Below are 25,019 nucleotides of genomic sequence, written 5' to 3' on the forward strand. Positions count from 1 at the left end.
GTTGAACTCAACGCTCGGGCACAAACGTGTCTTCGCTCAGCTATTCAATGCGTGTTATTCATCACCTTGGGACACGCATCCAATGCCGTGGCCTCTAGTGACCCGTGCGAATCAAACCCAAATGACCCGAAATGCCAGCTTCAACACCTTAGGAACGGCGATACGACTGTAGAAGGGTCGCGACTCCGCGCCATTAACTTGGCGTTGTTTAGAGACGCAAACGTACAGATTGCAATTCTTACCAACACGCGTCGTCCTGACGACAAGCGTGGCGAAACGTTGCTAACCAATGCCGGCGCATCTCCGGGTACGCGAGGCGTTTCGAAAACAAGTTCCTGCGCAGTCCAAGGTAACGACGTAAATAAGGCGGACCCGATCAATATTGGCTCGGGCAACGAGTCAATCGTCGAGACCGACTTCCAGTTGCCGGGCGAGATGGGCCTTGCGCTTGAAAGAACGTACGTCTATTTGAACGGGGCCTCTGGAATTTTCGGCCCCCATTGGCGCAGCAACTACGACTATCGACTTCTCTACGCTTTCGGACCAGATGCGTATGAATGCCCGCACGAGGCGCCGTGCGACATGGCTGAAGCGAACCTGCTGGCGGCAGAGCGTCCGGACGGAAGCCGGGTAATGTTCGTCAGAGCAGCTGATGGGAACTTCTACGAAGACAAGCCAACCCCGATCTCCAAGATCGTTCCTCAAGGAGCGACCTTCGTCCTCTACTGGGAGGATGGCTCGCGCGAGGTCTATTCAAACCAAGGCGACCAGGGTACGACTGGACGTCTGCTTAAGAAGTCCGATCAACACGGCGTCAGCTGGACCTTTGCGTATACCGGCCGCCAACTCAATCGTGTCACGCACAGTTCCGGGCAGTACGTCGAACTGATCTGGACAGGCGAATACCTGACGGGGATCAGAGATCCGGCCGGCCATACGTACACCTACGGCTACACGAACGTCTTTCAAAACTGGAAGGTGCTCGGCAGTGTGACGGCACCAGGCGATCCGGCGATAACGACGACTTACCACTACGAAGCTTTCGACCCAACCAGCCCGTACGCGAACGACTTGCGCTACGCGCTAACTGGCAAGTCGATCAACGGAGCTCGCTATTCACGGATCTACTACGATCCCCAAACTTTTCTTGCAATAGGTTCGGAGCGCAACGGCGCGGAAAAGTACTCATACGCTTATTCGACCGATGCCGATGGGCGTTGGATCGCTGAAGAAACGAACCCGTTAGGGAAGAAGGCAACGTATGTCTTTACTGATGGAAAGCTTACGTCGGTAACAGGCACGCCGAGTGCGAACTGCCCGTTCTCAGATGCAACCGAACGCACCTACGACACGAACGGTTATCCGTTGACCCTGAAGGACGCGAGGGGATACATCACACAGTTTGTCTACAGCCCGGCCGGGCAGCTACTTCGCAAGACGGAAGCGTCCGGAACCTCGGAACAGCGCGTCACCGAGTACACCTGGAAGAACGGTACTGACATCGAAAGTGAAACCATCGTAGGGAAGGTGAAGGTGATCTTCTCGTACGGCGCGGACGGTCGGCTTTCGAAAGTTGAGCGCATCAATCTCTCTGCCAACGGCGTCCCAGGACAGAGTCGCATTACGACATACACCTACACGTACCAAGTGCCAGTCGGTGGCACTGGTGAGCAAGTGCTCGAGAGCATTACCTCAGACGGGCCGCTACCTGGCACCGGCGACGTCGAGACCGTTCGTTACGATACATTCGGCAACATCGTTTCGGTGACCAATTCATTGGGCCACACGACCGCCTACAGCAACTTCGACGGGCTGGGGCGAGCCGGCCATTTCGTGGGGCCCAACGGCGACGTCGTAGATGCGATCTATGACGTGGTGGGCCGCGCACACAAGACTATCCACTATGTAAATGGCGCGCCGCAAACGACCATCTTCGACTACGACGCACTAGGCCGGTTGTCGAAGACGACGCTGCCCAATGGTCGCGCGCTGGTGCAGGAGTACGACAACGCGTGGCGGGTAACTCGCAAATATGCGCAGGAGGCCGCGGGCACGTACGAAGTTACGCGTTACACGTACAACCCGATGTCCCAGGTGACTTCGACGGTCGTCGAGCGTGTGTCTGCAGTGGCAGCCCCTACCGCTGCGCCTACAGCTAGTGCACCGTCGTCCAGCGCCGACGGCAACTACAGCGTCAGCTGGTCCGCTGTCTCCACAGCAAGCGAGTATCAGTTGGACGAGTCGGCTAACGGGGGGGGCTGGGCTTCGATCGGCCGTGTGAAGTCGACTACTCAAGGCTTCACGAGCAAGGCGGACGGTACGTACAGCTACCGCGTTACGGCATGCAACCAATACGGTTGCGCGTCACCGTCTAACACGGTGTCTGTGCAGGTGGTCCGCCCTCCATCCGCCACTCCGACGTTAACAGCGCCGGCGATGAGCGCGTCCAATACCTACTCGATGAGCTGGACGGCCGTGGCCTCGGCCACGAGCTACAAGGTCGAAGAGAACACGGGCAACGGTCTGTGGACGGCACTTTCGCCGACCGCCTCGACGTCGATGACACTCACGGGGCGCGGCGTTGGTACATATAGCTATCGCGTATCGGGCTGCAATGTATCCGGCTGCGGTCCTGTGTCCGCCGTCGTTTCGGTTAAACGCGTGGATGCGCCCATCTCGGCTCCATCGCTCAGCGCGCCGTCGTCAAGCCCCGACGGTAATTACACGTTGTCGTGGACGGGCGTCTCTGCAGCGAACGCGTATCAGCTTGACGAAAGCTCCAACAGCGGCGCATGGGCGTCGGTTGGCCGCTACGCCGGTACCACCTTCACTTACTCGGCGAAGCCCGACGGAACGTACGCGTACCGTGTCTGGGCATGCAACGAAGCAGGATGCACGGGCGCATCGAACACGGCGACCGTGCAGGTGATTCGCCCGCCGGCGGCGTCGCCCGCGCTGAGCGTCCCTGCAACCAGCAGCTCGAGCACGTACACCATCACCTGGACGGCAGTCGGCTCCGCCTCCAGCTACAACGTCGAAGAGAACACCGGCAACGGGTTGTGGACCACTCTCGCGCCCACTGCGTCCACCTGGATGACGCTGACCGGTCGGGGCCAAGGCACCTACAGCTACCGCGTGGCCGGCTGCAATGTGTCGGGCTGTGGTCCGGTGTCTGCGGTCGGTTCGGTCAACCGACTGGACCTTCCCGGCTCGCCGACGGTGTCCGCACCCGCTGTGAATACGAACGGCAGCTACACCGTCAGTTGGTCCGGTGTGAGCGGCGCAACCGCTTACCAGCTCGACGAGAGCGTAAACGGTGGCGCCTGGACGACCGTTAGTGGCGGCAATAGCGTGGCGCTGACCGGCCGCAGCACTGCCGCGTCGTACAGCTATCGAGCATGGGCATGTAATGCAGCAGGTTGCGGCGCGCCTTCCGCTACGGTCACCGTGCAGCCGATCGTCTATGGCAGCAATTACGTCAATCAGGCCGTTCCAACGCTCGTCGCCGCAGGCAGGCCGTTCGCAGCGACGGTGCAGTTCAGCAACACCGGCAACACCACGTGGACGGCGGCCGACGCCTACAGCATGGGATCGTTGAACCCGGGCGATAACACGACGTGGGGCACCAACCGGATCGGCACGCCGTCGCCCGTCGCGCCGGGGCAAGTCGCAACCTATGCGTTCAATGCAACTGCGCCATCGGCAGCAGGTACCTACAACTTCCAGTGGCGGATGGTGCGCGACGGGTACGCGTGGTTCGGTGCAACGACGCCGAACGTGGTGATTACGGTGGCAAGCGGATCAATCAGCGCATCCACCAATCCCTGCAAGATATATGTGGGCGAGACCACCTGCACGGTCACGATGAGCTGGAGCTCCAGCCGCGCGGACGCGGAGGTATGGGTCAGTAATCCCGACGGGTCGGGTCCCCAGCTATTCGCCCGCGCACAGGGCGGCACGCAGGTTGCGAACTGGATTACTACGAATCCCGTGCGCTTCGCCGTGAAGAGCGGCGGGGTCGAGTTGTCGGCGATTCTCGTTAGTGGCTACCAATCGGGCGAGTATCGGCCGGATCCCAATCCGCCGAAGTGCCCGACCCGCCAGTGCCAGGTCCAGTAAGGAAGCGCCGACATGACACAGACCAAGACAGCTGCTCGTCACATGCATCGCAAGGCCCTCGTCACGGCGTTGGCATTGGCGCTACCAGGCATTTCAATCGCAACGCCCACGCTGCCGCCGGGTGATCCTCCGATCGCGATTCCGGCATTCGCGCAGTACACCGACTACGACGAGCTGGGTCGCGTGATTCGCGTGCGCAACAGCACGAACGTGACCATCCAGAGCTTCACCTACGACGCCAACGGCAACACATTGACGGCAACAGATGGCGCAGGTCGCACGACGACGTTTACGTACGACGCGCTCGATCGCGTCGCTACGCAAACCGACTATGCCGGCAACACCACGACCTTGACATATGACGCGGGCGACAACGTTGTCGCGGTGAAGGATCCGAAAGGCCTCCGGACGACGTACACGCGAGACGGATTCGGCGAAGTCTGGAACCAGCAGAGCCCCGATACGGGTGCAACGAGCTACGTACATGACGGTGCAGGGCAAGTCACCAGCGTCACCCGCAATGACGGCAGCACCATCGCGATGACGTACGACGGCTTGGGCCGACTGAAATCTACCGCCAGGTCCGACGGTAACGATGCACGCACGTTCAACTACGACACCTGCGCCAACGGCAAAGGGTTGTTGTGCAGTGCGACGGGTGATGGCGTAACCACGGCCTACACGTACACGCCACATGGCTGGCTCGATACCGAGCAAGTCGTCAACGCGTCGCTGGGCACCGCTGATCTGACTGCCTACGCCTACAACGGCATGGGCCAGACGATCGGCGTGACCTATCCGAACGGCATGACCGTCGGCTACGGCTACGTCGATGGACGCGTGCAGCTGGTGCAGGCCACGATCAACGGTACAACACGCACCGTGGCATCTGGACTGACCTACCAACCGTTCGGTCGTGCAAACGGTTGGACCTACGGTAACGGTCTGCAGCGTCGCTACGACTTCGACAGTGACGGCCGGCCATTTGCCATCAGCTCCGGTACGGCGAGCACTCTATTGCAGAGTCTGACCTATCGATTCAACGATGCCAGCGAGATCACGGGTCTGACCAACGGCATCGACGCTGGGCAGAATCGCAGCTATCGCTACGACAATGCCGCGCGTTTGACGGCCGACGACGCCCAGTCGCGGGTGTGGTCGTATGACCCGAACGGCAATCGCACGGCGTGGACCGCCGGAACGGCGCGGGCCGACTACACGATCGATCCGCAGAGCAATCGCCTGATGGGTTACACCGATGCATCGGGTAGCTACGGCTACAGCTACAACAATCTCGGGGCGCGTAGTGGCGAAACCGCGCCCGGTCGCACAGCGAGCTATGCCTACGATGCCTATGGCGATCTGCGCACGGCGACGGTCAACGGTGTAGTCACCAACTATCTGACCGATGCCGCAGGGCAGCGGGTCACTAAGTCCGGTAGCGCTGTAGCCACGACTCGCTATGCGTACAGCGGGCCCAATCAGCTGGTTGCGGAGGCTGCTGCTGCGGGCTGGACGAACTACATCTGGCTGGGCGGTGAGCTTGTCGGCGTGGTCAAGCCGGACCAGCAGCTCTACTACGTGCACAACGACCATTTGGGTCGCCCTGAGGTCGCCAGCAATGCCGCCCAAGCGCAGATGTGGCGGGCGAGCAACGACGCGTGGGGCCGCACGGTCGTAGCCGATCAGATCGGTGGGTTGAACATCGGGTTTCCAGGGCAGTACTACGACCAGGAAACTGCACTTTGGTACAACGGGGCGCGTGTATATGACAGCGTGACGGGCCGATATCTGCAATCAGATCCCGTTGGCCTTGCAGGGGGGGTAAATACTTATGTTTACGCGAATGGCAGCCCAGCCAACTTCTACGACGCCACGGGGTTGTTCGCGTATATGTGTAAGAAGGGTAATCATATTGCGCTCGGAGTTCCCATCAATTTCATCAAATCTAACGGCGTCAAGGATTCCGATGTTGCGAACATAATCTCCAAGATGGAAGAAGTGTGGAACACTACTGTTGGCGACTACACAGTTAGCATGCACGTAACTCAAGTGACAAGGGCGGCTAACGCGAATACGACTATGGTCTACCCGTACCAAGATGACACGATGGATTCCGGGCATCTTAATATTTACCCAATGCCCGGCAGGAGCGACCGGGTTTGGGGGCACGAACTTGGCCACTATCTTGGATTACATAACAAGGGTACCCAAAATGAACTCATGGCTTACGACTTGGGTGCCGTAACAGGTGCGGATTTGGACTGGATCTTGGATCCTGCAAATAGCCAGATTCAGCGAGTGAGCGGCTGCGGATGCGAGTGAGAACAGGTGCCTTGATATACCTGCTTCTGTTGGCTGGGTGCCAACAGGCCGAGAGTGACGGGCTGCTGAGCAAGCGCTTTGGCGTTTGCTCAAATGTTGCTTCAGCTGACATAGCGCCCGTTGACGACGGTCCTGACTTTGTTTTTGGGACACTCAAACGAGGCAATATTGCGGTCCGCTACTACATTGGATCAGAGCCGGGTCAGCTTGGAGATGGGCGACTGCTGAACTCTGTGCCGCTGGATGAGCCGCAATTTCGTGCTCGCAGACTACTTCTCAACACGTTCGCCGACGGTATTGAGAGTGTTGTTGTTGCGGGGCTTCGCGACCCCTTGGATGGCACGCCTAAGACATCGGCGCAATTCTTTTTTGATCCGCACGTGCCCGCGCAATTCGAGCTTGCGAAAGAGGCGGCTTACAAGACAAACAATTGCGTATCCCGTTAAGCCTTGCTTCGCCAACCCGCGTAGGGCGGGTCTCGACCCGCCATCGGCCGGACGTGCGAGGCAATGTCCTGCGGAGGGGCACGTCGATGTCCCATGATTGGCTTCGCGACGCTGAAAAAGGGGTCAGGTTCCATTTCCTGACCGCCGCGGCCGTCCCGCTTGTCGAATCTCCATCGAACGCCCCACCAGCGTTTCGATTTCCGACTTGAAGCGTTGACTGCCCCACGCTTTCTGCTGTCGCGTGTGTGACGTCAACGCTTCGAGTTCTTCAGCGGTCAGCCCCGAAGCGATCAACTCGCGATACGCCGCGAATCGCTGCTCAGCCGTCCCACTCAACGCCAACCATGCGGCATGCGGACGCACGCGCGGTTCGTCGCGACCTAGCGCGTTCGTGACGCAGCTGCTCCACGGATAGTCGGTCGGATGCACGACCATGCCGGCGCGCACGGGATTGAGTTCGATGTAGCGGTAGCAGGCGAGCACGTAGCGATCGCTGTCGACCAGCGCCGACTTGAAGCGGCCTTCCCACAACGTTCCGGTGCGGCGGTAGCGGGCGTTGAAGCACGCGACATAGCGGCGACCGATCGCCTGCATCATTCGCGACACGCCGCCGGGCGACGACGGCGTCACCAGCAGGTGGACGTGGTTGGTCATCAGCACGTAGGCATGCACGGCGCAGTCGTGCTTGAGGGCGGCCTCGCCCAATTCCTGGCGGTAGTGCTCGTAGTCGCCGTCACGCGCGAAACAGGGTTGGCGGTCGTTGCCGCGTTGGACGACGTGTTGGGGAATGCCGGGTAGATCGAGTCGTGGAAGGCGGGCCATGCGTGATGCGGATGTCGGGCGGAAGTCGCAGCATCAAGGTCGTGCCACGGCATCGCCGTAGGACAACAGCGGCCTCAACCGTCGGAGTGGAACATGGCCCGATCTGCAAGGCCGTTGTCGTTTTATCCGGCAACGCGGGTGCATTTGGAAAGCGAAGCCGCTGTCGCTCGATCGGGCGACGCGGGTGGAGACCGAAGGCACCGCGCTCGTGAACTGACGCTTCGCTTCGCGTTGACGCGCGGGCGCGATGCTGTGGCGGATTCCCACGGAGCCTCGCCATGATCCGCACCCGCCTGCTGTTCGTTGCACTCACGACCGCGCTCGCCCTGGCCGCCTGCCACAAGGACGAAGCGACCACCGACACGACCGCCACGCCCGCCGCCGACGCCGCGACGGCCAACGCCAATGCCGCCGCGGACTCGGCCGCCGACGCGCAGCAGTCCGCGGCGCAGGCTGCAGCGGCGGCCGCCGACGCGGCCGCAAGTTCGTCAGCGGCCACGCCGCCACCGGCAGCCACCGATACGACGGGCACCACCATGCCTGCGCCGGCCACGACACCGTCGACCGATACGCCGGCAACGACGACGAACGACACGGACAAGAAGTAATCGCGCGCGGCGCTGCGTCGGTCTCGTCGCCGACGCAGCACAGGCGTTCGGTGGAGCACGAAAAAGGGCGGGTCAATGACCCGCCCTTCGCTTTATTCAGATGGCCGGTAACGCTTACACGTCGCCGTCCAGCAACCAGCCTTCGCCCGTGCCTCGATTGAACACGGTGTCGGTCGCCTGAACCTCGCCCGCCGGGAACGAGTCCTGCGTCGCCAAGCGCGCATAGATGGGCGTGAAATCGGGAAGGGTCGCGTCGAACAGCTGCTCGAAGCTGTCGATCACGAAATACGTCTTCTGGTACGTATCGATGCGGTAGCGCGTGCGCATGATGCGTTCGAGGTCGAAGCCGATGCGGTTCGGCGCGGCGCTCTCGAGGCAGTGGATCGATTCGCCCTTCGACGACAGGATGCCGCTGCCGTAGATGCGCAGGCCGTCGGGGTCGCGGATCAGTCCGAATTCCGCCGTGTACCAGTACAGGCGCGTCAGGCAGGCCAGCGCGTCGGGGCCGATGCCGTGCGCTTTGACGCCGCCGCGGCCGTAGGCCTGCATGTAGTCGGCGAACACCGGGTTCATCAGCAGCGGCACATGGCCGAACAGGTCGTGGAAGAGATCGGGCTCGGACAGGTAGTCCATCTGCTCGGGCTTGCGTATCCACCACGTCACCGGGAAACGCCGATTGGCGAGGTGGTCGAAGAAGTCGAGCTCGGGCAACAGGCCCTGCACGCCGATCAGTTCCCAGCCGGTCGCCGCGCGCAGGGTCTTGTTGAGGTCGTCGAACTTCGGGATCTCGTGCGCGCTCATGTGCATGTCGCGCTGCGCGGTCAGGAAGGCCTCGCTGGCGCGGCCGACCAGGATCTTCTGCTGGCGCTCGAACAGCTGCGCCCAGACGTCGTGGTCGACCGGCGTATACGTCGACCACGGCTGCTCGATCACCGCGGTCGTGTAGACCGGGACGTAGCCCTTGTCGGTGAGCTGGTGTTCGACGCGTTGCGGCTGGGCATTCATGGCGTGGCTCCGCTGGACCATCCCAATCTAGGGGTTGGCCCACGCAACGGGATTGCGTTGTTGCGCCAAGGGCGGCGCTTGGCGCACGATCATTGCGTCAATACGAAATAAGGTGCAACGAATGGCTGCCGTCGAGCTGGATCGCACCGACCTGCTGCTTCTGGCCGCCCTGCAGGGCGAGGGCCGGCTGACCAACACCGAGCTCGCCGAGCGCGTGCACCTGTCGCCGTCGGCCTGCCTGCGGCGGGTGCAGCGGCTGGAGCGTGACGGCGTGATCGCGGGCTATGCCGCCCAGGTCGACCCGGAGCGGCTGGGCCTCGGCCTGCAGGCGTTCGTGCGCGTGCAGCTCGCCAAGCACGACGCGGCGTCGGTCGAAGCGTTCGCGGGCTTCGTGCAGCAGTGGGACGAGGTGGTGACCTGCCACGCGCTCACTGGCGACATGGACTACCTGTTGCAGGTCGCGGTGCGCGACCTCGAACACTTCTCGCGCTTCCTGCTCGATCGCCTGCTCAACCAGGCCGGCGTCGCCGACGTCAATTCGAGCTTCGTGCTGCGCACGGTCAAGGCGTTCCGCGGGATGCCGTTGCCGGGGCGGTGAGCGGCGTCACGCCGCGCCGTTCGAGACTTCGTTCCAGCGTTCGAGCAATACGGCGAGCACGGGATTCGTCGACGCCTGCACCTGCAACGCGGGCAGCGCACGGAGCCACGCGTCGGTGCTGTCGCTGCGGCCGTGCAGCGTCTGGAAATCGTAGAAGCCCATGTGCCAGCGATCGAACACGCGATCGAGCCCCGTCTCGCGACGCAGGACGCGCACGTCGTGATGCAGCGGCGATGCCGCGATCGCCGCGAACGTGCGTTCGATCTCCGCGGTCGGCCCTTCGATCAGCTGCAGGATGCGCGCGTCGCGCTTGAGCAGCGCGCCGGTGATCCCGCGCCGCCCGTTGCGCACGCGTGAGCCGATCAGGATGACTTCGAGTTCGGCGTCGGTGAGCCGCGCATCGGCGCGGCTTTCGTAGACGAGGGTGTCGAGCATGGCGGCATTTTGCATGCCGCACATGACGGCCGCGATGACGCGCTTGCGACGTTGCTAGTCGAGGCCGAGCACGATGCCGGCCGCGCCGATCGCGACGAACAGCCATGCGAGGGCGCCGATGGCGAGCCAGATCCAGTTCGCCCACGTCAGGCGGTTGTTCGCAGTGCCCGCGGGGTCTGCGCACGCCAGGTTGACGACGCCCTGCGTCCGCCACAACGCGCCCGCCATCGGCAGCAGCATCGCCAGGCCGACCAGCGCCAGCCAGGGCGGCCCGATGTGGTTGGAAGCCAGCCGGTCGAACGCGAAGCCTGCGATGGAGCACACGACATACAGCGACGTCGCATTGCCCGGCGACCAGCGGACGTCGCCCTGCCGGCGCGCGCGATGGGCCGCCTCGTTGTTGAGTTCGTGGACGTAGAAGATCGCGAAGATCGAGCGTGCGACCGGCCACATCGGCGTACCCGTCGCGCGGCGGAAGCGGGGCCCACTGCATGTACGACCAGTAGTAGCGATAGAGCCCCAGCGTCGCGAGGTACATCAACACGAATTTCCACTGCGCCACGACGAAGAACGGCGTGGCGCGCGCGCTTTCGACCGCGCGCGTGTCGGCGACCGCCGCGACAGGCGGCGCGTAAAGGTTGTCGTGCATGGAATCCCCCTGAAATCCCCGGGGCGATCCTAAGGCGCGGACGTCAGTCCTTGCAGTCGTCGTGATGCAGCCAGTCGGGCAGCTTCGACGGCTCGCACTTGGGCTTCGCAGGCACCGGCGCGGGCTTGGGCATGCGCGCGCGTTGCAGCTGCGCGAGCCTGGCGCGGATCTGCGGCAACGCGGCAACCGCCGCGCGTTCGCCTTCGAGGATCACCGCGCCCTTCTGGTCGAATGCGGCCGGACCGACCGCGTTGACGTTCGGTCGGATGACGACGTCGGCGCGCGCGAGTTCCTGCTCGCCGAGCTTCTGTCCCATGATCGTGATCGACTGGTTGACGGTGCCCAGCAGGCTGCCCGGCGCGGTGCCCGGTGCCTTGCTCGAGATGTCCACCGCGATGACGAAATCGGCGCCGAGCTGGCGCGCGGCATCCACCGGCACCGGGCTGACGATGCCGCCGTCGATGTAATGCACCTTGCCGATCGGCACCGGTTCGAACACGCCCGGAATGCTGCTCGACGCACGCACCGCCTGGCCGGTATTGCCGCGCGTGAACACCGTGCGCTGGCCGGTTTCGAGTTGCGTCGACACCGCCGCGAACGGCTTGCCGAGCTTCTCGATCGAACGACCACCGACCGACGTATTGACGTAGTCCTGCAGCGCCTGTCCCTGCACCAGGCCGCCGCCGAACAGGCGCACGTCCTTGATGCGGTCCTCGTCGAGCGCGACCGCCTGCTTCTGCAGTGCGAACGCATCCATGCCGCTCGCATACAGCGCGCCGACCACGCTGCCCGCGCTGGTGCCGCTCACCACGTCGACCTTGATGCCGTTGGCCTCGAGCATCTTGATCACCCCGATGTGCGCGAAGCCCTTGGCCGCACCACCGCCGAGCGCGAGGCCGATGCGGATCGGCTTCGGCGCCGGCGCGACGACCTGCGGATTCACGGCGTCGGGCGATGGACGCACATCACCGCCCCCGCAACCGGCGAGCGTTGCGGCGAGCGCGAGGGGCAGGACGATACGAAGAGGTGACATGGGTATCCGACGGGAATGAAAACGGTCCGGCGCATGGGCGATGCACCGGACCGCAAGGATCGCCGCAGCGCCGACAGCGCGGGCTTAACGCGTGGCCTGGGCGCGCGCGTTGTCGCGGTGGGCCATGTCGCGGCCGACGTAATAGCCGCCCACCAGCAGCGTAAACACGGCCACGACTGCGATCAGCACGTATGCGCCGCGCCCGCGCGAGGTCGATGAGGTGCGCATTCGGGCCTCAGAACCCGTTGTCGCCGTCCAGCAGCCGACCGAGCCCGCCGAGCACCGAGCCCTCGCCGACGTTCTTGCCGCCGCCCTGCGGGGCGGCGGCCAGCATGCGGCCGGCCATCCGCGAGAACGGCAGCGACTGCAGCCACACCTTGCCGGGGCCGGTCAGCGTCGCGAGGAACACGCCTTCGCCGCCGAACAGCATCGACTTGATGCCGCCGACCGGCCGGATGTCCATGTTCACCGTCGGGTGGAAGGCCATGACGCAGCCGGTGTCGACGTCCAGGCGTTCGCCCGCGGCCAGGTCGCGTTCGACCAGCGTGCCGCCGGCGTGCACGAACACCCAGCCGTCGCCGTCGAGGCGCTGCATGATGAAACCTTCGCCGCCGAACAGGCCGGTCAGGATCTTCTTCTGGAAGAAGATGCCGAGCCGCACGCCGCGCGCGCCGGCCAGGAACGAGTCCTTCTGGCAGATGAGGCTGCCGCCGTGGTCGGCGAGGCGGATCGGCAGCACGGTACCCGGATAGGGTGCGGCGAACGCGACGCGCGCCTTGCCCTGGCCGCCGTGGGTGAACACCGTGGTGAACAGGCTCTCGCCGGTGACGACGCGGCGCGCGGCCGCGAACAGCTTGTCGCCGATGCCGCTGGCGCCGCTGGCCTTGCTGCCGTCGCCGAACACCGTGTCCATCTGCACGACCGCGTCCTTGTACATCAGCGCGCCGGCCTCGGCGATCGCGCTTTCGCCCGGATCAAGCTCGATCTCCACGAACGGCATGTCGTTGCCGACGATGCGGTAGTCGATGTCGTCCGCGGTGCTGCGGCTGGCATAGCCCGGCGGCGGCGTCGGCGGCATGTGCGACGGCTGTCCGCCCGCGACGTCCGCAAACTCCGGCATCGAACGTACCGGCTGCCAGCCGGACAGGCCTTCGCGCCAGCACATGTGGCCGGGGTTCTGGCGCGCGAAGTCGAGTGCGGCGTCGGGATCGAGCGGACCGACACGGTCGCTGGTCTGCGGATGGACGAAGAACCACTGGCTCACGGCGCACTCCCTGTCGACGGAAGCGCGCAGTGTAGCGATCGCAGGCGACGCGGCATCCGTCGGACGTCATGCCTGCTTCGATGCGACGATGGCGGCGGGGATTGGTCGGGGAGAGTCGCCATGTCCATCAATGGTCTTGCGACATCGCGACGCACGCCGTCGCGCATCGAGGGCGCGCTGCTGCTGGGCGTCGTCGCGTTGGCGATGGTGGTGTCGTGCATCGTCGCGCGCGATCGCATGACGTGGGCGATGGAAACGGTGTGGGTGATGCTCGCGCTGCCGTGGCTGGCGATCGATCGTCGCCTTGCCCCAACGCGGCTGCTCGCGTGGTTGCTCGCCCTGCATGCGCTCGTGCTGATCGAGGGCGGTGCGTACACCTATGCACAGGCGCCACTGGGCGAATGGTTGCGCGAGGTGTTGCATACGCAGCGCAATCCCTGGGATCGGCTCGGGCATGTGATGCAGGGTGTGGTACCGGCAATCCTTGCGCGCGAAGTGTTGTTGCGTGGCACGCCGCTACGGCCGGGTGGCTGGCTGACCTATCTCTGCATCGCCGCCGCGCTGAGTTTTTCGGCGTTCTTCGAGCTGATCGAGTGGTGGAGTGCGTTGGCGCTTGGCGCGGACGCGGATGCGTTTCTCGCGACGCAGGGCGATGTGTGGGATACGCAGTGGGATATGTTCTGTTGCCTGTGTGGGGCGATCGTTTCGCTGACGCTGTTTTCGCGGTTGCATGATCGGCAGATGGGGTTTCGAGTCGGCATTGCGCCGTCGTAGCCCGATCTTTGCGTCGATTCATGCACGCGTATTTGCCGGGAGCAAGGCGTTCGGAGCGCTTTAAGGCACGAAACGCCTTTGACGTCTGCTTTCAGTGACGCGCCGAGTACGTCGTAACGCGCGGCACGTGTCGGTGAGGCGCGAGCCGACGTCACGGCACCCGCGCAGCCACCCAGGCGTCCACCCGCTTCACCCCGGCCCGCTTCAGCGCCGCCGCCGCCGCACGCAACGTCGCGCCGGTCGTCATGACATCGTCGATCAACGCGACATGCGCCGGCAGCGGCAGCTTCGGCCATGCCTGGAACGCATCCCTCAGGTTCCGACGCCGGGCGACGGCCGAAAGGCGCGACTGCTCCTGCGTCGGCCGATGCCGCACCAGCGCATGGTCGAGCACCGGCAAGCCCAGGGCGCGGCCCAGCGGGCGGGCGATCTCGAGCGTCTGGTCGAAGCCGCGCTGGCGCAGGCGCGCGCGGTGCAGCGGGATCGGCACCAGCGCCTGCGGTTGCGGGGCGTCGCGCAGGCGTTCGGCCATGAGTTGCGCGATCAGCCGGCCGGCGGCCAGGTCGCCCGCGAACTTCAGGCGCGGAATCAGGCGGTCGAGCGGCGCGGCGTAGAGGAAGGCGGCACGGACCTCGGCCAGTGCGCCCGGGCGGGTGGTCAGGCAGTCGCCGCAGAGGGTGCCGGCCTCGGGCATGGGCAATGCGCAGCCGAGGCAGGCCACGGCGTTGACCGGAAGCCCGGCCTCGCAGGCGTGGCAGAGGTCGAGTCCGTCGAGGCCCGGGTCGTCGCAGGCGAGGCAGCGGGTCGGCCACAGCAGGCGGGTGGCGTCGTTGCGCAACCAGAAGCCGAGGCGGGCGCGGAGCCCGTCAACCGGCGGTGGCGCGATCAGGTTGACAGTGGTGTCCATGGTTTCCAGACTGCCCGGCCTACCCCGCCGTGACTGTCGGAAAACTCCTATGGAAGCTGTCAGTGAACTGCGCGCCGTGTCCGTCGGCCTGCGCCACGACTGGGCGCGCGACGAGATCCTCGCCCTGTTCGACCTGCCGCTGACCGAGCTGCTGCACCGCGCCGGCAGCGTGCACCGCCAGCATTTCGACCCGGCCGAGGTGCAGGTGTCGACGCTGCTGTCGGTCAAGACCGGCGGCTGCCCGGAGGACTGCGCGTACTGCCCGCAGGCGCAGCGCTACCACACGGGCGTCGAGGCGACGAAGCTGATGTCGACCGACGCCGTGCTCGAGAAGGCGAAGCAGGCCAAGGCCGCCGGCGCGTCTCGCTTCTGCATGGGCGCGGCCTGGCGCTCGCCGGCCGACCGCGACATCCCGAAGGTCGCCGCGATGATCCGCGAGGTGAAGTCGCTGGGCCTCGAGACCTGCGCGACGCTCGGCATGCTCAGCGACACGCAGGCCAAGGCGCTGCGCGACGCGGGGCTCGACTACTACAACCACAACCTCGACACCGCGCCGGAGTTCTACGGCGAGATCATCCACACGCGCGAGTACCAGGATCGCCTCGACACGCTCTCGCACGTGCGCGACGCAGGCATGAAGACCTGCTGCGGCGGCATCGTCGGCATGGGTGAAACGCGGTCGCAGCGTGCCGGCCTGCTGCAGGCGCTGGCGAACCTGCCGGCGCATCCGGATTCGGTGCCGATCAATCGCCTGGTGAAGGTCGAAGGCACGCCGCTCGCGGACAGCGCCGAACTCGATCCGTTCGAGTTCGTGCGCATGATCGCGGTGGCGCGGATCATGATGCCGCGCTCGATGGTGCGCCTCTCCGCCGGCCGCGAATCGATGAGCGACGAGCTGCAGGCGTTGTGCTTCGCCGCCGGCGCGAACTCGATCTTCTACGGCGAAAAGCTGTTGACCACCGGCAACCCCGACACCGAGCGCGACATGGCGCTGTTCGCGCGCCTGGGGCTGCGTCCGATGCACGTGGTCGAGGCGCCGAACACCGTGCACGCCGACATCGTCGACGTCGAACCTGCCGACTTCGGCGCCGCATCGATGGGCTGCGGCACCGGATGCGGCTGCGCCGCCTGAGGTGCGCTGGCCGCAGCGCATCGCCGACGCCAGGGCCGCACGTGACGCCGCGGCGCGACGCCGCGTGCGCCGCACGGTCACGCGGCGCGACGGCATGCGCTGCGAGGTCGACGGCCGCGAGCTGCTGAACTTCTGCAGCAACGACTACCTCGGCCTGTCGCAACATCCCGCTGTCATCGCCGCGTTGCGCGATGGTTGCGTTGACGGCGTCGGCAGCACCGCATCCGCGCTCGTCTGCGGCCATCACGCGCCGCACGACGCACTCGAGCGCGAGGTCGCCGACTGGCTGCAGCAACCCGCCGCGTTGCTGTTCGGCAGCGGTTTCGTCGCCAACCTCGCGGTGCTGCAGGCGTTGCTGCACAGCAGCGACACCTGCGTGCAGGATCGCCTCAACCATGCATCGCTGATCGACGCCGCGAAACTGTCCGGCGCGACGCTGCGTCGCTATCCGCACGTCGACGCCGAAGGCGCCGCGCGTCAGCTCGACACGCACGAGGGCGATGGCCTTGCGCTCATCGCCACCGACGGCGTCTTCAGCATGGATGGCGACATCGCGCCATTGCGTGCGCTCGCCGCACTCGCGCGCGACCGCGACGCATTGCTCTACGTGGACGACGCGCACGGGGTCGGCGTGCTCGGTCTCGAAGGTCGCGGCAGCGTCGCCGACGCCGGCCTGTCGACCCGCGACGTGCCGCTGCAACTCGCCACGCTCGGCAAGGCGCTCGGCACCTACGGCGCGGTCGTTGCCGGCGACGCGGAGCTGATCGGCCATCTCGCCGAAACCGCGCGCGGCCACATCTATTCCACCGCGCTGCCGCCCGCCCTCGCCGCGGCGTCGCTGGCGGCGGTGCGCATCGCGCGTGCCGCGCACGATCGCCGGACGCACCTGCGTGCGCTCATCGCGCGCTTCCGCGACGGTGTCGCGCGCAACGGGCTCGACGTGCTGCCGTCGACCACCCCGATCCAGGCGGTGATGGCGTTCGACGACCGGGTTGCGCTCGCGATGTCGCACGTACTGGAAGACGTCGGTTTCTGGGTGTCGGCGATCCGCCCGCCCACCGTGCCCGAAGGCCGCGCGCGCCTGCGCGTCACGCTCACTGCAATGCATACCGAATCCGAAGTCGACGCACTCGTCGACGCCCTTGCCCGCGCGCGCGACGCCGCGCAGACCATCGTGACCGCATGACCGGCGAAGCCCATCTCCCCAACCTGCTCGCAAAGCTCGACGTCGACGTGCGCCCGGGCATCTATGTCGTTCTTTCGCGGCCCACGCCCGACGCGGCGTTCGACGCCGCCGCCGCTGCGCGCATCACCGAAGACGAGGGCGTCAGCTACGTCGTGCCGGAAGCATTCGCGCGTGCGCATGGCGCGCCGCCGGATTTCGTCGCCGCATGGCTCACGCTCAAGGTGCATTCGGCGTTGAACGCGGTCGGGCTCACCGCGGCGGTGTCGAGCGTGCTTGCCGGACACGGCATCGCCTGCAACGTGCTCGCTGCGCGTTACCACGACCACATCCTCGTTCCCGCCGCGCGACGCGACGACGCGATCGCCGCGATCCGCAGCCTGCGCACGCGCTGACATGCACATCGAAACCCACGGCCAGGGGCCGTCGATCGCGCTCATCCACGGCTGGGCGATGCACGGCGGTCTGTTCATGCCACTGGTCGAGCGACTGCGCGATCGCTACACGCTGCACCTCGTCGACCTGCCGGGTCACGGCCATGCGCGCGACAGCGACCATCCGCTCGATCCGCATGCGCTGTCGGCGGGACTCGTCGACGCGGTGCCCGATGCGGTGTGGCTGGGCTGGTCGCTCGGCGGGCAGTTCGCTCTGCGCAATGCGCTTGACCATCCGGATCGCGTGCGCGGGCTGGTCATGCTCGCCTCGTCGCCGCGCTTCGTCATTGGCGATGACTGGCCGCACGGCGTGAAGCCGACGCTGTTCCGTGATTTCGGCGACGCGCTGTCGACCGATTTCCGCGGCACGCTGGATGGCTTCCTGGCGCTGGAGGCGCTTGGCTCGGTGAGCGCGCAGGCGGAGTTGCGCGACCTGCGCGCGCATGCGTTCGAACGTGGAGAGCCGGCGCCCGACGCGCTGCTGCGCGGCCTCCAACTGCTCGATGCATTCGACGCACGCGACGAACTCGCGCATCTGCGTGTGCCGAGCCTGTGGATTTCGGGACGTCGCGATCGCCTCGTGCCCGCCGCTGCGATGCCCGCCGCCGCGGCGCTCGCGCCGAACGCGACCAGCCTGGTGATCCGCGATGCCGGCCATGCGCCGTTCCTCGGTGCCGCGGACGAGGTCGCGCACGCGATCGGCACGTTCGCCGCGCCGTTGCTGGCAAAGGCCGCGTGATGCGAATCGATCGAACGCACCGATTTGCGACGGCGACGTCCCGATGACCGAACTCTTCGACCATCGCCAGGTGGGCCGTGCGTTCTCGCGCGCGGCGACACACTACGACGAAGCCGCCGCGCTGCAGCGCGAGGTCGGCGAGCGCCTCGCCGAATCGTTGCCGTACTACGAGGACAAGGCGCTCGGCGGACGCACGCCGCAGGTCGTGGTCGACGTCGGTTGCGGCACCGGGCATGGCACGGCATTGCTGCAGGCGCGCTGGCCGAAGGCGCAGGTGATCGGCATCGACCTGGCGCCGGGCATGGCGCACGAGGCGCAGCGCCGCCTCACCGCGAAGCGCGGCCTGCTGGATTTCTCGCGCAAGCCGCACGTCGTGCGCGCCGACGCACTCGCGTTGCCGCTGCGCGATAACAGCGTCGACGTGCTGTTCTCCAATCTCTGCCTGCAGTGGGTCGAGGACCTGCCGGCAGTGTTCGCGGGTTTCCGTCGCGTGCTTAAACCGGACGGCCTGCTGCTGGTGTCGACGTTCGCGCAGCAGACGCTGATGGAACTGCGCGAAGCCTTCGCCGATGCCGACGACGCGTCGCACGTCAGCCCCTTCATCGACATCGCGCGCTTCGGCGACGCGCTGATCGCCGCGGGTTTCCGCGATCCGGTGCTCGATCGCGATCTGTTCCGCCTGTCGCAACCCGACCTGCCGTCGATCATGCGCGAGCTGCGAACGCTGGGCGCGACCAATGCGATGCACGATCGTCGCCGCGCACTGACGGGCCGTGCGCGTTTCGCGCGCGCGGCGCAGGCATACGAAGCGATGCGCGGCGCGAACGGTCTGCCGGTCACGTGGGACGTCGTCTATGCGCAGGCCTGGGGGCCGGCGCACGGCGCGCCGATCCGCAACGGCGGCTTCGACGAAGTGCGGGTGCCGGTCACCAGCATTCCGATCCGGCGACGTCGATGAAGGTCGCGCCGCGCACCGCGATCACCGCCGTCGGGCTCGCGCTGCTGTCGGCGCTGTTCTTCACTTCCACCTACGTGCTCAACCGCGCTGCCGCGGTGGACGGCGAACACTGGGCGTGGACCGCGGTGCTGCGCTACGTGTGGACGGTGCCGCTGATGCTTCCGCTGATGCGCGGGCGCTGGACGTCGCTGTGGCGGGTGATGCGCGCCAAGCCCGGGCCGTGGTTCCTGTGGAGCGGCATCGGTTTCGTGCTGTTCTACATCGGCCTTACGTATGCCGCGTCGAGCGGGCCGGCGTGGCTGATCGCCGGCACGTTCCAGCTCACCGTCATCGCCGGCATGTTGTGCGCGCCGCTGCTGTACCGCGATGCGCGTCGCCGCGTGCCGATGTCGGCGCTGGCCTGCGGTGCGCTCGCGGTGGTCGGCGTTGCGATGATGCAGTCGGCGCAGGTGCAGGGCAGCCTGCATCGCGAGGCGTGGATCGCAAGCATCTGCGTCGCGTTCGCCGCGTTCGCGTATCCGCTAGGTAATCGCGGGCTTCTACTGCATCTCGAACGCGAAGGCATCGAACTCGACGCCACGCAACGCGTGTTCGGCATGACATTGGCGAGCCTGCCGCTGTGGTTACCGGTGGCGATCTACGCGGCGATGCACGCCGGCGCGCCGCCGCTGCGGCAGGTGATGCTCTCCGGTGGCGTCGCGCTGGGCGCCGGTGTCATCGCGACGGTGCTGTTCTTCCGCGCGACCGGCATGGTGCGTCGCGATCCGGTTGCGCTCGGCGCGGCCGAGGCGATGCAGGCCGCCGAGATCCTGTTCGCCGAAGCGATGGGCGCGATGTGGCTGGGCGAAGCGTGGCCGCACGGAATCGCGGCGGTCGGCGCGATCGTGGTGATCGCGTCGATCGCACTGTTCAGCGTGCTGGTGGCGCTGCGACCGCCGCAGGGCCCGTGAGCGCGATCGTGCGGAAGAAGATGCGATCCTGGTACGGCGTGCCTTGCGGAACGGGCTCGTAGCCTTCGCGACGGACGATCGCACTCACGCGCGGCCAGTCGGCGACCTTGCACACCCACAACTGCGCGTCCTCGTGCTCGCTCAGTTCGCCGACCAGCGATTCGTCGTACTCCGGATTGAAGCGCGCATCGTTGTTCACCGGTTCGATCGACAGCTTCTCGATCTGCACGTGCGGCCCACTGTGCAGGTGCACGCCGTAGCGCGCCATGTCCTCGACGAACAGCACTTCCTCGACGCGCCCCGTGGTGCGGTCGCGGATCGCGCGCGACCATTCACGCGCGTCCTTGTGGGTCGGGTAGTGCGCCGACGCGATCTTCAGGCCGAGCATCACCAGCGCCCACACCAGCATCGCACCCGGTCGCGGCATCGCGCGGCCATCGCGTAGCGACTGCAGCGTCACCAACAGAGCCAGCGGTGCGAACAGCGGCAGGATGTAAAGCGGCAGGCGCGAGCGTGCGATGCAGAAGATCAGCAGCGGCACCAGCGCCCACAGCGTGGGCAACAGCCAGTGCGCGTCGGCGAGGCGCGTCGCCGCGTCCGCGCGCCATGCACGCACTTGCGCGCGCAGGCCGCGCATCCATCGCCACAGCGCACGCGACCACGGCAGGGTGCCGATGACCAGCGTCGGCGCGTAGATCGCGAACCAGCCATACCACTCGCCGTGACGCTTGAACTCGTCGGTGGCGACGCGGCCCACGACTTCCGAGCCCAGGAAATAGCCCATCAGGCCCGGCGTCTTCTGCGTCACTGCGATGTACCACGGCGCTGCGATCGCGACGAACAGCAGCAGGCCGACCGGACGGAATACGCCGGGACGTCCCGGCGTGCGGGTCAGCGCATCGAACAGCAGGATCGGCAGCAGCGGCAGCAGTCCCGGCGGGCCCTTGGTGAGGAAGGCGAGGCCGAACGCGCCCCACATCAGCACCAGCCAGCGCTTCGGATGCGCGACGCCGAAGCGGGCCTCGACGAACGCCCACAGCGCCAGGGTCTCGGTCGCGGTGAGCAGGTAGTCCGTGGTGATCATCTGCGACGCGCCGAACGGGAACAGCATCGCCGCGTAGACGAGTGCGGCGCGTACGCCGTTGCCGGGCGCGAGGCGGCGCCCCATCAGTCCCACCAGCAGCACGCATAGCAGGTGCGAAAACGCCGATGGCAGGCGCGCCGCGAATGCGTTGCTGCCGAAGGCCTTGATGCTGCTTGCGATCGCCCAGTACGTGAGCGGCGGCTTGGTCCAGTGTTCGACTTCGTAGCTGCGGCGCGGGATCAGCCAGTCGCCGCTGTCGACCATGTTGAGCGCGACGTTGGTGTAGCGGCCTTCGTCCGGATCCCAGATGCCGCGCATGCCGAGGAACGCGAACGTGGTCACGATCGCGAACAGCGCGACCCACAGCGCGGGATGACGCCACCACGGGCGCGATGGGGCGATCGTGTTCATGCGTTCACCAGCGCAGCGAGGTCGACGTTGCCGCCCGACAGCACGATGCCGACGCGTCGGCCTTCGAACAGGTCGCGATTGGCGAGCACGGCGGCGAGCGCGACCGCGGACGACGGTTCGATCAGCTGCTTCATGCGCGTCCACACCAGGCGCATGGCGTCGAGCGTCGCGCTGTCGTCGACCACCAGCGCCTTCGCGCCGTGCGCGTGCAGCAGGTCGAAGTTGATCGCGCCCAGCGTGCCGCGCAGGCCGTCGCAGATGGTGTCGGGGGTGAATTCGGTGACGCGCTCGCCGCGTGCGAGCGAGGCCGCGGTTTCCGCCGCGCCGGCAGGTTCCGCGAGATAGAGCGATGTCGACGGCGACGCACCGGCGATCGCGAGCGCGGTGCCGGACGCGAGTCCGCCGCCGCCGACGGGCACGACGATCGCATCGAGCGGGTGCGATGCCAGCAGCTCGAGCGCAGCCGTGCCCTGGCCGGCGATCACCAGCGGATCAGTATAGGGATGCACGAGCCGCGCGCCGAGCGACTGCTGCAGCTCGGCGCACATCGCTTCGCGCGCGGCGATGGTGGGCGCGCAGCGATGCAGCACGGCGCCGTAGGCGGCGATCGCGGCGAGCTTGCCCGGCACCGCGCCTTCGGGCACGACCACGTGGCAGGCGATGCCGCGACCCTTCGCCGCGAGTGCGAGCGCCGCGCCATGGTTGCCGGAGGAATGGGTGACGACGCCGCGTTGCGCCTCGTTCTCGTCCAACGCCCACACCGCATTGCAGGCGCCGCGAAACTTGAACGCCCCGATGCGCTGCAGGTGCTCGGCCTTGAAGTGGAGCGCGCAGCCCGCGATCTCGTCGATCGTGCGCGAGCGCAGCACGGGGGTGACGTGTGCATGCGGCGCGATGCGCGCGGCGGCGGCGAGGACGTCGTCGAAACCGGGGTCGGTCATGCGGAATACGGCGGCAGCGGGAGCCCTAGGGTAGTGGCTGCGCGCGGCGCGAGCATTACGGCGGCGTCATTTGCGGCGACGGCCCAGCAGGCTGACGGTCGTCGAGCCCGCTACCACCAGCAGCGCACCGACCCAGCCGACGATCGACATCGGCTCCGGCGCGAGCATCGCCGGCCACAGCGTATGCACGATCGCGACCACGCCGAGGCAGAGCAACGGCGTCACCGCCAGCACCGCCGACACGCGCGAGGCTTCCCAGTGCGCGAGCGCCTCGGCGAACGCGCCGTAGGCGACGACCGTGTTGAGTGCGCAATAGGCGAGCAGCGCCCATTGCATGCCGTCGAGGTGGGCCAGGTGGGTCGGATGCGCGAACGGCCACAGCAGCAGCGTCGCGACCACGTAGATGACGGCGAGGATCTGCATCGAACCCAGCTTCACGAGCAACTGCTTCTGCGCGAGCGCGTACACCGCCCACACCACCGCACCGAGCACGACCAGCAACGAGCCGACGAGATAGCCGTGCGCATCGGCGTGCCCCGGCGTGGCGTCGACATGCACCAGCTGGTCACGGAAGAACAGGCCGAGCCCGGTGACCAGCAACGCCAGGCCGAACCACTGCGCGACGCGGAAGCGTTCGCCGAACACGACGATGCCGCCCACCGCCATCAACAACGGCGCCAGCTGGATCAGCAACTGCGCGTTGCCCGGCGAGGTGCGGCCCACGCCGAGCAGGTAGAAGACGTAGTTGCCGACCAACATCAGCGCGGCGACCGCCAGCAGGGCCCAGCCGCGACGGCCGAGCACGCCCAAGCCGCCCAGCCGTCCGCGCAGGCCCAGCCATCCCATGGTGAGCACGGCAGCGACGAGGAAGCGGAACCAGGTCAGCGTCAGCGGATCGAGCGCGTGCAGCGTCACTTTCAGCGCGACCGGCAACGTCGCCCAGCACAGCGCGGTGACCAGGCTCAGCACCAGACCGAGGCGGGTTCGTCCGGACGCACGGTGCAGGGTCGACATGGACGATGTCCGGAGCGGCGGCGTGCGATCCTCGCAGGCACGATGCGCGCGGGCAACGCCGCGCATGGACCACTGCATCCGCTGAACCGCTCAGCGGACGCGCGCCCAATGCCCGAAAAGTTAAGCGGTAGTTCAATGCGAGCGGCAGAAGCTGCATCGATACGTCACAGGGGTGGCCACCATGATCCGCAAACTTCTGCTTCCGCTTGCCGCCACCGCGCTGCTCGCGGGCTGTGTCGCCGTGCCGTACGGCTATCGCGCCGACGACCATGGCGACTACTACTACGGCTCGCCGTCGGTCGAGTACCGCTACCACGACGCGTGGCCGTACTACGGCTTCGGCTATCCGGGTTACTACGGGCCCTACCGCTCGGGCTTCTCGTTCTACGGCTACTACGGTGGCGGCTACCCGGGCTATGGCTATCCGGGTTACGGCTACTACGGCTATCCGCGCTACGGCTATCCGTACCGCTACACATACCCGAGCTACCACCCGCATAACGGCGACCCGCACAACGGCGGCCATCCGGGCAACGTCAACCGCCCGGACGGCGGCCCGTGGCGCAACCCCGACGAGATCGTGCGTCGTAGACGTTCGACCGACGGTGGGGGCGGCGGCATGGTGCAGGTTGAGCCGCGGCCGTCGATGCCGGTGGTCACCCGGCCCGAGGGCGGTGGCGTCGGGCCGCGCGCCGGTGGCGAACGCGATGGCTCGGCCGCGGGCGACGTGATCCGGCGCGCGCGTCGCGAAAGTGGCGCGGGCAACGAGCCCTGACGGGCCCTGAAACGTGACGGTGACGGCTTGCGATGCCGCGGGGCCGGCCTCAAGCTAGGCGGGCACCGTCCGCGATCGCGGACGGCTGCGCCGTTTCCGCCACGTCGGACCCCGGCGAGGATCTTCGGATCCCCCCTGTTCCGCCCCTCGCCGGGGGCCGGCACCCGGATCCCGGGTGCAAGGCGAAGCCCCTGAAAAGGTGAAGGGCCGGACGTCCCCCGACATCCGGCCCTTCGTGCTTCCCCGCGGGCGCTTGGCCAGCCCCTGTTCCAATACCGGCCGACGCATGCGCCTGCCCCGCTGGGTGCAAACGAATGCATTGCACGAAGCGTGCCATCGGCAGGTGGAAGCGGCCGGGTGGCCGGATCCCAACGCCCGTCACGTTGCGGCCCCGCGCCGTCCGGCCGGGTTGG

General features: G+C 66.5%; 24 protein-coding genes. 13 read left to right on the top strand and 11 right to left on the bottom strand.

Going from position 1 to position 25,019, the window contains the following annotated elements:
• Positions 1 to 51: 51 nt before the first annotated feature.
• From ACKTTN_RS03660 to ACKTTN_RS03670, 3 genes are read left to right on the top strand one after another with little or no spacing between them, the layout of a single operon-like run.
• Entirely contained in the window at positions 52 to 4,119 is a 4,068-nt protein-coding gene (locus ACKTTN_RS03660; RefSeq protein WP_407908514.1) for a DUF6531 domain-containing protein, read from the top strand.
• A 12-nt stretch (positions 4,120 to 4,131) separates the two neighbouring features.
• A complete protein-coding gene (locus ACKTTN_RS03665) occupies positions 4,132 to 6,444 on the top strand; it encodes an RHS repeat-associated core domain-containing protein (protein ID WP_407908515.1) in 2,313 nt (770 codons plus the stop codon).
• A gap of 11 nt (positions 6,445 to 6,455) precedes the next feature.
• Complete coding sequence (locus ACKTTN_RS03670) at positions 6,456 to 6,890, top strand: hypothetical protein (RefSeq protein ID WP_407908516.1); 435 nt, start codon at positions 6,456 to 6,458, stop codon at positions 6,888 to 6,890.
• Positions 6,891 to 7,013: 123 nt separating this feature from the next.
• Here the strand turns inward: ACKTTN_RS03670 and ACKTTN_RS03675 are convergent, their stop codons facing one another.
• Positions 7,014 to 7,712 carry a transposase gene (locus ACKTTN_RS03675; protein ID WP_407908517.1) on the bottom strand — a complete coding sequence of 233 codons (699 nt, stop codon included), beginning with the start codon at positions 7,710 to 7,712 and terminating at the stop codon, positions 7,014 to 7,016.
• A 278-nt stretch (positions 7,713 to 7,990) separates the two neighbouring features.
• Between ACKTTN_RS03675 and ACKTTN_RS03680 the strand changes: the two genes are divergently transcribed.
• Positions 7,991 to 8,320 carry a hypothetical protein gene (locus ACKTTN_RS03680; RefSeq protein WP_407908518.1) on the top strand — a complete coding sequence of 110 codons (330 nt, stop codon included), beginning with the start codon at positions 7,991 to 7,993 and terminating at the stop codon, positions 8,318 to 8,320.
• Positions 8,321 to 8,434: 114 nt separating this feature from the next.
• Here the strand turns inward: ACKTTN_RS03680 and phhA are convergent, their stop codons facing one another.
• A complete protein-coding gene (phhA, locus tag ACKTTN_RS03685; protein WP_407908519.1) occupies positions 8,435 to 9,325 on the bottom strand; it encodes a phenylalanine 4-monooxygenase in 891 nt (296 codons plus the stop codon).
• Positions 9,326 to 9,446: 121 nt separating this feature from the next.
• Here phhA and ACKTTN_RS03690 point away from each other — a divergent pair, with 121 nt between their 5' ends.
• Entirely contained in the window at positions 9,447 to 9,923 is a 477-nt protein-coding gene (locus ACKTTN_RS03690; RefSeq protein ID WP_407908520.1) for an Lrp/AsnC family transcriptional regulator, read from the top strand.
• 6 nt (positions 9,924 to 9,929) lie between these two features.
• Here the strand turns inward: ACKTTN_RS03690 and ACKTTN_RS03695 are convergent, their stop codons facing one another.
• The 5 genes from ACKTTN_RS03695 to ACKTTN_RS03715 form a co-directional block, all read right to left on the bottom strand.
• Positions 9,930 to 10,358 carry a BLUF domain-containing protein gene (locus ACKTTN_RS03695; RefSeq protein WP_407908521.1) on the bottom strand — a complete coding sequence of 143 codons (429 nt, stop codon included), beginning with the start codon at positions 10,356 to 10,358 and terminating at the stop codon, positions 9,930 to 9,932.
• A 54-nt stretch (positions 10,359 to 10,412) separates the two neighbouring features.
• Positions 10,413 to 10,811 (bottom strand): hypothetical protein, encoded by a 399-nt coding sequence (locus ACKTTN_RS03700; protein WP_407908522.1) that lies wholly within the window; start codon positions 10,809 to 10,811, stop codon positions 10,413 to 10,415.
• 239 nt (positions 10,812 to 11,050) lie between these two features.
• Entirely contained in the window at positions 11,051 to 12,040 is a 990-nt protein-coding gene (locus tag ACKTTN_RS03705; protein ID WP_407908523.1) for a patatin-like phospholipase family protein, read from the bottom strand.
• A gap of 84 nt (positions 12,041 to 12,124) precedes the next feature.
• Positions 12,125 to 12,268: a hypothetical protein gene (locus tag ACKTTN_RS03710; protein WP_407908524.1), complete on the bottom strand. Its 144-nt coding sequence runs from the start codon at positions 12,266 to 12,268 to the stop codon at positions 12,125 to 12,127.
• Positions 12,269 to 12,275: 7 nt separating this feature from the next.
• On the bottom strand, positions 12,276 to 13,304 hold the full coding sequence (locus tag ACKTTN_RS03715; RefSeq protein ID WP_407908525.1) for a TIGR00266 family protein: 1,029 nt from the start codon (positions 13,302 to 13,304) through the stop codon (positions 12,276 to 12,278).
• A gap of 120 nt (positions 13,305 to 13,424) precedes the next feature.
• Between ACKTTN_RS03715 and ACKTTN_RS03720 the strand changes: the two genes are divergently transcribed.
• The gene (locus ACKTTN_RS03720; protein ID WP_407908526.1) at positions 13,425 to 14,078 is read left to right on the top strand and encodes a DUF2238 domain-containing protein; all 654 of its coding nucleotides are present in this window, start codon (positions 13,425 to 13,427) and stop codon (positions 14,076 to 14,078) included.
• Between the two features lie 151 nt (positions 14,079 to 14,229).
• On the opposite strand, the gene ACKTTN_RS03725 is transcribed toward ACKTTN_RS03720, so the two are convergent.
• Positions 14,230 to 14,985, bottom strand: coding sequence for a ComF family protein (locus ACKTTN_RS03725; RefSeq protein ID WP_407908527.1), 756 nt, complete (start codon positions 14,983 to 14,985; stop codon positions 14,230 to 14,232).
• A gap of 76 nt (positions 14,986 to 15,061) precedes the next feature.
• On the opposite strand from ACKTTN_RS03725, the gene bioB reads away from it, so the two are divergent.
• Genes bioB through ACKTTN_RS03755 form a run of 6 tightly spaced genes read left to right on the top strand, consistent with a single transcriptional unit; the run spans position 15,062 to position 20,381 of the window.
• Complete coding sequence (gene bioB / locus ACKTTN_RS03730) at positions 15,062 to 16,117, top strand: biotin synthase BioB (protein ID WP_407908706.1); 1,056 nt, start codon at positions 15,062 to 15,064, stop codon at positions 16,115 to 16,117.
• A gap of 1 nt (position 16,118) precedes the next feature.
• Positions 16,119 to 17,303: an 8-amino-7-oxononanoate synthase gene (gene bioF / locus ACKTTN_RS03735; protein WP_407908528.1), complete on the top strand. Its 1,185-nt coding sequence runs from the start codon at positions 16,119 to 16,121 to the stop codon at positions 17,301 to 17,303.
• On the top strand, positions 17,300 to 17,695 hold the full coding sequence (locus ACKTTN_RS03740) for an ACT domain-containing protein (protein WP_407908529.1): 396 nt from the start codon (positions 17,300 to 17,302) through the stop codon (positions 17,693 to 17,695). Before bioF ends, ACKTTN_RS03740 begins: the two co-directional genes overlap by 4 nt.
• Position 17,696: 1 nt before the next feature.
• A complete protein-coding gene (gene bioH, locus ACKTTN_RS03745) occupies positions 17,697 to 18,473 on the top strand; it encodes a pimeloyl-ACP methyl ester esterase BioH (RefSeq protein ID WP_407908530.1) in 777 nt (258 codons plus the stop codon).
• 43 nt (positions 18,474 to 18,516) lie between these two features.
• The gene (bioC, locus tag ACKTTN_RS03750) at positions 18,517 to 19,431 is read left to right on the top strand and encodes a malonyl-ACP O-methyltransferase BioC (protein WP_407908531.1); all 915 of its coding nucleotides are present in this window, start codon (positions 18,517 to 18,519) and stop codon (positions 19,429 to 19,431) included.
• The gene (locus tag ACKTTN_RS03755) at positions 19,428 to 20,381 is read left to right on the top strand and encodes a multidrug resistance efflux transporter family protein (RefSeq protein ID WP_407908532.1); all 954 of its coding nucleotides are present in this window, start codon (positions 19,428 to 19,430) and stop codon (positions 20,379 to 20,381) included. The genes bioC and ACKTTN_RS03755 overlap by 4 nt, the downstream gene beginning before the upstream one ends.
• Here the strand turns inward: ACKTTN_RS03755 and ACKTTN_RS03760 are convergent.
• The 3 genes from ACKTTN_RS03760 to ACKTTN_RS03770 all read right to left on the bottom strand — a co-directional run bounded on the left by ACKTTN_RS03760 (position 20,341) and on the right by ACKTTN_RS03770 (position 23,831).
• Positions 20,341 to 21,876, bottom strand: a complete 1,536-nt coding sequence (locus ACKTTN_RS03760) for an ArnT family glycosyltransferase (RefSeq protein ID WP_407908533.1) — start codon at positions 21,874 to 21,876, stop codon at positions 20,341 to 20,343. The two genes, ACKTTN_RS03755 and ACKTTN_RS03760, sit on opposite strands and share 41 nt — an antisense overlap.
• Positions 21,873 to 22,817, bottom strand: a complete 945-nt coding sequence (locus tag ACKTTN_RS03765) for a pyridoxal-phosphate dependent enzyme (protein WP_407908534.1) — start codon at positions 22,815 to 22,817, stop codon at positions 21,873 to 21,875. Before ACKTTN_RS03765 ends, ACKTTN_RS03760 begins: the two co-directional genes overlap by 4 nt.
• 66 nt (positions 22,818 to 22,883) lie before the next feature.
• Positions 22,884 to 23,831, bottom strand: coding sequence for a DMT family transporter (locus ACKTTN_RS03770; RefSeq protein ID WP_407908535.1), 948 nt, complete (start codon positions 23,829 to 23,831; stop codon positions 22,884 to 22,886).
• 181 nt (positions 23,832 to 24,012) lie between these two features.
• On the opposite strand from ACKTTN_RS03770, the gene ACKTTN_RS03775 reads away from it, so the two are divergent.
• The gene (locus ACKTTN_RS03775; protein WP_407908536.1) at positions 24,013 to 24,606 is read left to right on the top strand and encodes a hypothetical protein; all 594 of its coding nucleotides are present in this window, start codon (positions 24,013 to 24,015) and stop codon (positions 24,604 to 24,606) included.
• The last annotated feature ends 413 nt before the right edge of the window (positions 24,607 to 25,019 follow it).

Source organism: Lysobacter claricitrinus, from assembly GCF_045866565.1.
Taxonomy (GTDB): Bacteria; Pseudomonadota; Gammaproteobacteria; order Xanthomonadales; family Xanthomonadaceae; genus Cognatilysobacter; species Cognatilysobacter claricitrinus.

Bases quoted from the DNA above. Each gene is read 5' to 3' on its own strand.
- ACKTTN_RS03665 (WP_407908515.1), top strand. From the start codon at position 4,132: ATGACACAGACCAAGACAGCTGCTCGTCACATGCATCGCAAGGCCCTC.
- ACKTTN_RS03675 (WP_407908517.1), bottom strand. From the start codon at position 7,712: ATGGCCCGCCTTCCACGACTCGATCTACCCGGCATTCCCCAACACGTC.
- ACKTTN_RS03680 (WP_407908518.1), top strand. From the start codon at position 7,991: ATGATCCGCACCCGCCTGCTGTTCGTTGCACTCACGACCGCGCTCGCC.
- phhA (WP_407908519.1), bottom strand. From the start codon at position 9,325: ATGAATGCCCAGCCGCAACGCGTCGAACACCAGCTCACCGACAAGGGC.
- ACKTTN_RS03690 (WP_407908520.1), top strand. From the start codon at position 9,447: ATGGCTGCCGTCGAGCTGGATCGCACCGACCTGCTGCTTCTGGCCGCC.
- ACKTTN_RS03695 (WP_407908521.1), bottom strand. From the start codon at position 10,358: ATGCTCGACACCCTCGTCTACGAAAGCCGCGCCGATGCGCGGCTCACC.
- ACKTTN_RS03700 (WP_407908522.1), bottom strand. From the start codon at position 10,811: ATGTGGCCGGTCGCACGCTCGATCTTCGCGATCTTCTACGTCCACGAA.
- ACKTTN_RS03705 (WP_407908523.1), bottom strand. From the start codon at position 12,040: ATGTCACCTCTTCGTATCGTCCTGCCCCTCGCGCTCGCCGCAACGCTC.
- ACKTTN_RS03710 (WP_407908524.1), bottom strand. From the start codon at position 12,268: ATGCGCACCTCATCGACCTCGCGCGGGCGCGGCGCATACGTGCTGATC.
- ACKTTN_RS03720 (WP_407908526.1), top strand. From the start codon at position 13,425: ATGTCCATCAATGGTCTTGCGACATCGCGACGCACGCCGTCGCGCATC.
- ACKTTN_RS03725 (WP_407908527.1), bottom strand. From the start codon at position 14,985: ATGGACACCACTGTCAACCTGATCGCGCCACCGCCGGTTGACGGGCTC.
- ACKTTN_RS03740 (WP_407908529.1), top strand. From the start codon at position 17,300: ATGACCGGCGAAGCCCATCTCCCCAACCTGCTCGCAAAGCTCGACGTC.
- bioH (WP_407908530.1), top strand. From the start codon at position 17,697: ATGCACATCGAAACCCACGGCCAGGGGCCGTCGATCGCGCTCATCCAC.
- bioC (WP_407908531.1), top strand. From the start codon at position 18,517: ATGACCGAACTCTTCGACCATCGCCAGGTGGGCCGTGCGTTCTCGCGC.
- ACKTTN_RS03755 (WP_407908532.1), top strand. From the start codon at position 19,428: ATGAAGGTCGCGCCGCGCACCGCGATCACCGCCGTCGGGCTCGCGCTG.
- ACKTTN_RS03760 (WP_407908533.1), bottom strand. From the start codon at position 21,876: ATGAACACGATCGCCCCATCGCGCCCGTGGTGGCGTCATCCCGCGCTG.
- ACKTTN_RS03765 (WP_407908534.1), bottom strand. From the start codon at position 22,817: ATGACCGACCCCGGTTTCGACGACGTCCTCGCCGCCGCCGCGCGCATC.
- ACKTTN_RS03770 (WP_407908535.1), bottom strand. From the start codon at position 23,831: ATGTCGACCCTGCACCGTGCGTCCGGACGAACCCGCCTCGGTCTGGTG.
- ACKTTN_RS03775 (WP_407908536.1), top strand. From the start codon at position 24,013: ATGATCCGCAAACTTCTGCTTCCGCTTGCCGCCACCGCGCTGCTCGCG.